The organism is Streptomyces sp. NPDC058157 (genome assembly GCF_042884105.1).
GTDB lineage: Bacteria > Actinomycetota > Actinomycetes > Streptomycetales > Streptomycetaceae > Streptomyces.
Genome location: NZ_JBHVUQ010000317.1, coordinates 1 through 5,647, shown reverse-complemented (window position 1 = coordinate 5,647; position 5,647 = coordinate 1). Strand labels below are relative to the sequence as shown.

At 76.9% G+C, this 5,647-nt stretch carries 5 protein-coding genes; 3 read left to right on the top strand and 2 right to left on the bottom strand.

Annotated features, from left to right (window positions below; genetic code table 11):
• Positions 1-1,286, bottom strand: a 1,286-nt coding sequence (locus tag ACFVXK_RS36730) for a sensor histidine kinase (protein ID WP_389621153.1), incomplete at its 3' end; no start/stop codon positions are given.
• Positions 1,287-1,451: 165 nt separating this feature from the next.
• Here ACFVXK_RS36730 and ACFVXK_RS36725 point away from each other — a divergent pair.
• The 3 genes from ACFVXK_RS36725 to ACFVXK_RS36715 all read left to right on the top strand — a co-directional run bounded on the left by ACFVXK_RS36725 (position 1,452) and on the right by ACFVXK_RS36715 (position 4,545).
• Complete coding sequence (locus tag ACFVXK_RS36725) at positions 1,452-1,703, top strand: hypothetical protein (RefSeq protein ID WP_389621150.1); 252 nt, start codon at positions 1,452-1,454, stop codon at positions 1,701-1,703.
• 167 nt (positions 1,704-1,870) lie between these two features.
• Positions 1,871-2,353, top strand: coding sequence for a hypothetical protein (locus ACFVXK_RS36720; RefSeq protein ID WP_389621147.1), 483 nt, complete (start codon positions 1,871-1,873; stop codon positions 2,351-2,353).
• Between the two features lie 11 nt (positions 2,354-2,364).
• Positions 2,365-4,545, top strand: a complete 2,181-nt coding sequence (locus ACFVXK_RS36715; RefSeq protein WP_389621144.1) for a SpoIIE family protein phosphatase — start codon at positions 2,365-2,367, stop codon at positions 4,543-4,545.
• A gap of 29 nt (positions 4,546-4,574) precedes the next feature.
• Here the strand turns inward: ACFVXK_RS36715 and ACFVXK_RS36710 are convergent.
• Positions 4,575-5,647, bottom strand: a 1,073-nt coding sequence (locus ACFVXK_RS36710) for a PP2C family protein-serine/threonine phosphatase (protein ID WP_389621141.1), incomplete at its 5' end; no start/stop codon positions are given.

Here is a 5,647-nt window from a genome sequence, read left to right as displayed (position 1 = left end):
CGGGGCGGGGTCGGGGGGCCGGGGGGGGGGGCGGGGGGGGGGCCGGGGCGGGGGCCCCTTTGGGGGGCCGGGCGGGGGGCGGGATGGGGGGCAGGGCCGGGGGCCGGATCCAGCGGGAGGGTCGCCCGTATGCGGAAGCCGCCGTCGGGCCGTGGCCCGGCCTCGATGGTCCCGCCGAGGGCGGCGGCACGCTCCCGCATACCGGCGTGGCCGTTGCCGCTGCCCCCGGCGGGGCCGCCGGTGGCCGGGCCGTCGTCGTCGACCCGCAGTTCGAGGGCGTCGGGCCGCCAGCCGATGCGGATGCGGGCGGTGCGCGATCCGGAGTGGCGTACGACGTTCGTCAGGGCCTCCTGGAGGATGCGGAAGGCCGCGAGGTCCGCTCCGGGCGGCAGGGTGCGGGCCCTGCCGGCGGTCTCGGTGGCGACGGTGAGCCCGGTGGCGGCGGCCTGCCCGACGAGCTCGGGCAGGCGGTCGAGGCCCGGAGCGGGGGCACGCGGGGCGGCTCCGGGGGCGCGGAGGGTGTCGAGGACCTGGCGGACCTCGCCGAGCGCCTCCTTGCCGGCGGCCTTGATGGTGGTCAGCGCCGTACGGGCCTGCTCCGGGTCGGTGTCGAGCAGGGCCAGTCCGACCCCGGCCTGGACGTTGATCACCGAGATGCTGTGGGCGAGCACGTCATGCAGCTCGCGGGCGATCCGCAGCCGTTCCTCGTCGGCCCGGCGGCCCGCGGCGGCCGCCCGCTCGGCCCGCTCCCGCGCCCACTGCTCGCGGCGCAGCCGGACCAGCTCGAAGACGGCGAACATCGCGAGCACCCAGGCCGTGACGCCCAGCTCCTGCCCCCAGGAGCCCGGCCCGTCCCCCGCGGGCGGGAGCCAGGGGTAGAGCCGGTGCGCGATGAGGAGGTGTCCGGCCCAGAGCAGGCCCGCGGCGCCCCAGGCGGCCCCGCGGTGACCGGCGACGACGGCCGCGAAGCAGGCCACGGCCACGGCGGCGAAGACCGGGCCGTAGGGGAAACCGGCCGCGAGGTACACCAGGGTGACGGCGCTGACCCCGTACGCGACGGCGACCGGGTACCGGTGCCGTACCACCAGCAGGGCGGGGCCGGTCAGGAGCAGGATCCGGGCGAAGGCGTCCAGCGGGACCCGGCCGGTGTGCGCCTGGGCCGCCCATCCGGAGCCGGCCTGGGCGACGACCGCGACGAGCAGCGCGGACCGCCAGGCCGGGCCCCGCCCGGTCCGCCGCACCCACTGCCGCCACGGGGGTCCCGGGCTTACGCTCCGCATGTCCATACGATCACGCTAGACCGGCCCCGCCTTCACCCGCGTCACCCGGGCGTAGCGTTCCCGGCGTACTCCCCAGGTAGTACGCCGCTGTACGCCGCCCCGTCCGGATGCGCCCGGCCCGGGCGGCTCCGTCCGGATGCGCCCGGCCCGGGCCGGATCCACGGTGGAGGGATGGAACACGCGCCGATCGTCGTACACCGCGTCTCCCCGTCGGGCGGCCGCCGGGTGAGCCTGCGCGCCGAGGGGCGCGAGACGGTCCTGGGCGTCGCGCACTCGGACGCCGACGTCATCGAGTTCCTGCGCCGCGCCGAGGTGCCGGACCCCGACGAGGTGGTCCTCGGCGGTACGGCCCCGCCCGTCGAATGGCAGGGCGACGCCCCGCACGTGTACGAGGCCGAAACCGCCCCCTCCGACCTCCCCTGACGCCGCGCGCCCTCGGCCCGGCCCGACGGCGACCGTCACGTTCCGGCCATACTTGACGCGCGCATGACATCACGCACGACTTCTCAAGACCCCTGTGGCACGCTCCCAGCGCACTCGGTACCGCCCTCGCACCACACCCCCACAAGGACGTGTCACGGAGGAGCGACATGATGCACCGCGCGAAGATCGCCACAGCGGCCCTGGCCCTCGCGGCCACCCTGGTCAGTGTCGGCAGCGCCGCCGCCCTCGGCCCCACCGCCGATCAGAAGGCCGACGGCGTGATCGTGGTCTCGGGCAACACCTGCACCTGGACCAACGCCCGCACCAGCGCCAATCCCCCCACCTCCCTCACCGTCGACCGCACCAGCATCAACAAGCCCGGCGGCAACCTCGCCTGCGACGGCGGGATCACCGCATCCCTCAACAACAACCCGGCCTTCACGTTCGACGACGCGACCGCCACCGCCCGCACGGACCTGATCGACATCACCGGGAGCCAGAGCTTCGTCTCCTGCCGTTACAAGGCCACGAACATCGTGTGGGACCGCGACGGCACCACCTCACACTCGGCCCCACCGGCCCCGATGGCCCCCGCCGGGTCGCCGGGCCCGATGCGGGGCCTCAGCATGGAAGGAGCTCCGTCCGGGTGAGGAGGCCGGTGATGGCCGATGCGCAGCCCGCTCCGCCGGCCGAAGGCCCCGGGGACGGGCCCCCCGCGCCCGCACCCGGGCCCGCCGCACCCCCACTCGCCCCGGCCCCGGCCCCGGCTCCGGCTCCGGCCGGGCCCCCGGCCCCGCAGCCGGGATCCCCGCCGGCCGGGGCCCCCTCGGCGGGCGGTCTCCTCGACGTCCTCGGGGTGGCCGCCGTCGTCCTGGACGCCGAGGGCCGGATCCGGCTGTGGAGCCCGCAGGCCGCCGCCCTGTTCGGCTACCCCGCCGAAGAGGCCCTGGGCCGGTACGCGGCGAGCCTGCTGGTGGCGGAGGACAACCGGGACGAGGTCCTCGGCCTGTTCGCCCGGGTGATGGCGGGCCAGGGCGCCTGGGCGGGTTCGTTCCCCGTGCGCCACCGCGACGGCCACACCGTCCTCGTCGAGTTCCGCAACATGCGGCTCCAGGCCGACCACGGCGGGATGTTCGCCCTCGGCCTCGCCTCCGAGCAGGCCACCCTGCGCCGGGTCGAACGCGATCTCGCCCTCTCCCTCCGGCTGGTCGACCAGTCCCCGATCGGCCTGGCCGTCCTCGACGCGGACCTGCGGTACGTCCTGGTCAACCCGGCCCTGGAACGGATCAACGGGGTCCCCTCCGAGCGGCACCTCGGGCAGCGGATCGCCGACATCCTCCCCTTCCTGGACGCCGCGGCCGTCGAGGCCAGGATGCGCGAGGTGATGCGGACCGGCGTGCCCGTGCTCGACAACTTCACCACCGGCACGGTCTCCGAGGACGAGGGCGAACGCGCCTGGCTGGTGTCCATCTACCGGCTGGAGGACCAGTCCGCCCGGGTGATCGGCGTCGCCGTGTCGGTGGTGGACGTGACCGAACAGCACCGGGTCTCGGTCTCCGCGGCCCACGCACGGCGCCGCCTGTCCCTGATCGCGGACGCCTCGGTGCGCATCGGCACCACCCTCGACCTGGACATCACCGCCCGGGAGCTGGCCGACGTGGCCGTGCCGGAGATCGCCGACATCGCCGCCGTCGACGTCCTCGACACCGTCCTCACGGGCGGCCGTCCCGGCGACGGCCCCGACGAGCGGGCCGTACGGTTCCGGGCGCTCGCGGTCAAGGCCGGCTACCGCACCCCCGCCGAGGAGGCCGCCGACCCCGTGGGGGACGTGGCCCTGTACCGCACCGACCGGCTGGTGGCGCGCTGTGCCCGCACCGCCCGGCCCGTCCTCGTCCCGCACGTCACCCCGGAGGACCTGCCGCGCATCGCCCGCGACGAGGAGGCCGCCCGGCAGCTGGGCGAGGCGGGGGTGCACTCGTACCTCGCGGTCCCGCTGATCGCCCGCAGCCAGGTCCTGGGCACCCTCGACCTCAAGCGCGCCCGCAACCCCGTCCCGTTCGGCCAGGACGACGTGCTGCTCGCCGCCGAGCTGGCCGCCCACGCCGCCGTGTCCATCGACAACGCCCGCTGGTACCAACGCCAGCGCCACGCCGCCCTCGCCCTCCAGCGCCACCTGCTGCCGCAGCACCCGCCGGACGCCCCCGGCCTGGACATCGCCTACCGCTACCAGCCGGCCGGCGCCGCCCACGAGATAGGGGGCGACAGGGTCGACGTCATCCCGCTCACCGGCGACCGGACCGCGCTGGTCGTCGGCGACGTGATGGGCAGCGGCATCAACGCCGCCGCGACGATGGGGCAGCTGCGGGCCACCGCCAGGGCGCTGGGGCGGCTGGGCCTCGACCCGGCGACGGTCCTCACCCACCTCGACGCGGCCACCGCCGACCTGGGCGAGGCCATGGCCACCTGCGTCTACGCCGTCTACGACCCGCACGCGCGGCTCTGCCACATCGCCACGGCCGGCCACCTGCCGCCGGTGCACCTGCGCCACGGGCGCCAGCCGAGGCTGGTCCAGCTGACCACGGCCGTGCCGCTGGGGGTCGGCGGCGTCCCCTTCCACACCACCGCGTTCACCCTGGACGAGGGCGACGAGCTGGTCCTGTACACGGACGGGCTGGTCGAGACCCGCGACCAGGACATCGACACCCGGCTGCTGATCCTGACCGACCTGCTGGCGGGCCCGCACCGGCCGATCGAGGAGACCTGCGACCTGCTGCTGTCGGCCCTGCGCCGCCCCGACACGCACGACGACGTCGCCCTGCTCATCGCCCGCGCCCACGCCTGAGGCCCGCGCCCGAGGGGCCCGGGCCGGTGTCACGGGTGCGCGGGCCGGGAGCGGACCCTGGCCGTGAGGACGGCGACGTCGTCCTCGGCGTGGCGGGCGTCGAGGCCCGCCACCAGCGCGTCCACGGCCTCCGCCGCGCTCGCGCCGGCCGGCAGCCGCAGGGCCGTCAGCCGGGCCAGGGAGTCGTCGATGTCCTCGCCGCGCCGCTCCACGAGCCCGTCGGTGTAGAGGACCAGGGTCTCCTCGTCGACGAAGGGGTGGGCCGCGGACTCGTACCCGCCCAGGCCCGTGCCGAGCGGCGGCCCGACCGGCACGTCCAGCAGCCGGCCGGTGCCGTCGGCGGCGAACACCGCCGGCGGCAGGTGGCCGGCGCTGGCGAAGAGTGCGGTGCCGCGCGCCGGGTCGACGCGGGCGAGCAGGCAGGTGGCGGGGCGGCGGGCCGCGTCCCGGGCGACCAGGGCGTCGAGCTGGCGCAGCACGCGGTGCGGGGCGAGTTCGGTGGCGGCGACCTCGCGCAGGGTGGAGCGGTAGGCGTTCATGTCGACGGCGGCGTCCAGGCCGTGGCCCATCACGTCGCCGACGACCAGCAGGGTCCGGCCGAAGTGCAGCCGGACCGTCTCGAACCAGTCGCCGCCGACCAGGGCGCTCGGTCCGACGGGCAGGTAGCGGCCGGCGACCAGCAGGTTCGGGTGGGGGCGGCCGGGGTCGGCGACGAGGGCCCGCTGGAGGTCGAGCGCGACGCGTTCGGTGGCGGCGAGCCGGCGGGCGTGGCGCAGGTGCACGGCCGCGACGCGCGCCGCGAAGTGCAGGGCGGCGGCCTCGCGGTCGGTGAAGGCGGAGCCGGTGCGCACCGCGAGGAGGGTGCCGTACGAGGTCCCGTGCCGGGTCAGCGCCACGGACAGGCCGTGCACCGGGGAGCCGCCGGGGCGCAGGGTCCAGCTGCGCAGCGGGTGGCCCTCGTCGACCGCGCGGACGGCGGGCCGGCCGGCGGGCGCCGGGGCGGGGGCGGCGGGGGCGCGGAGCAGGCCCACGGCTCCGGCCGCGGCGACCCGTTCGGTGCGGCCCTCGACGGTCAGGTCGACGGCGGCCGCGTCGGCCAGGG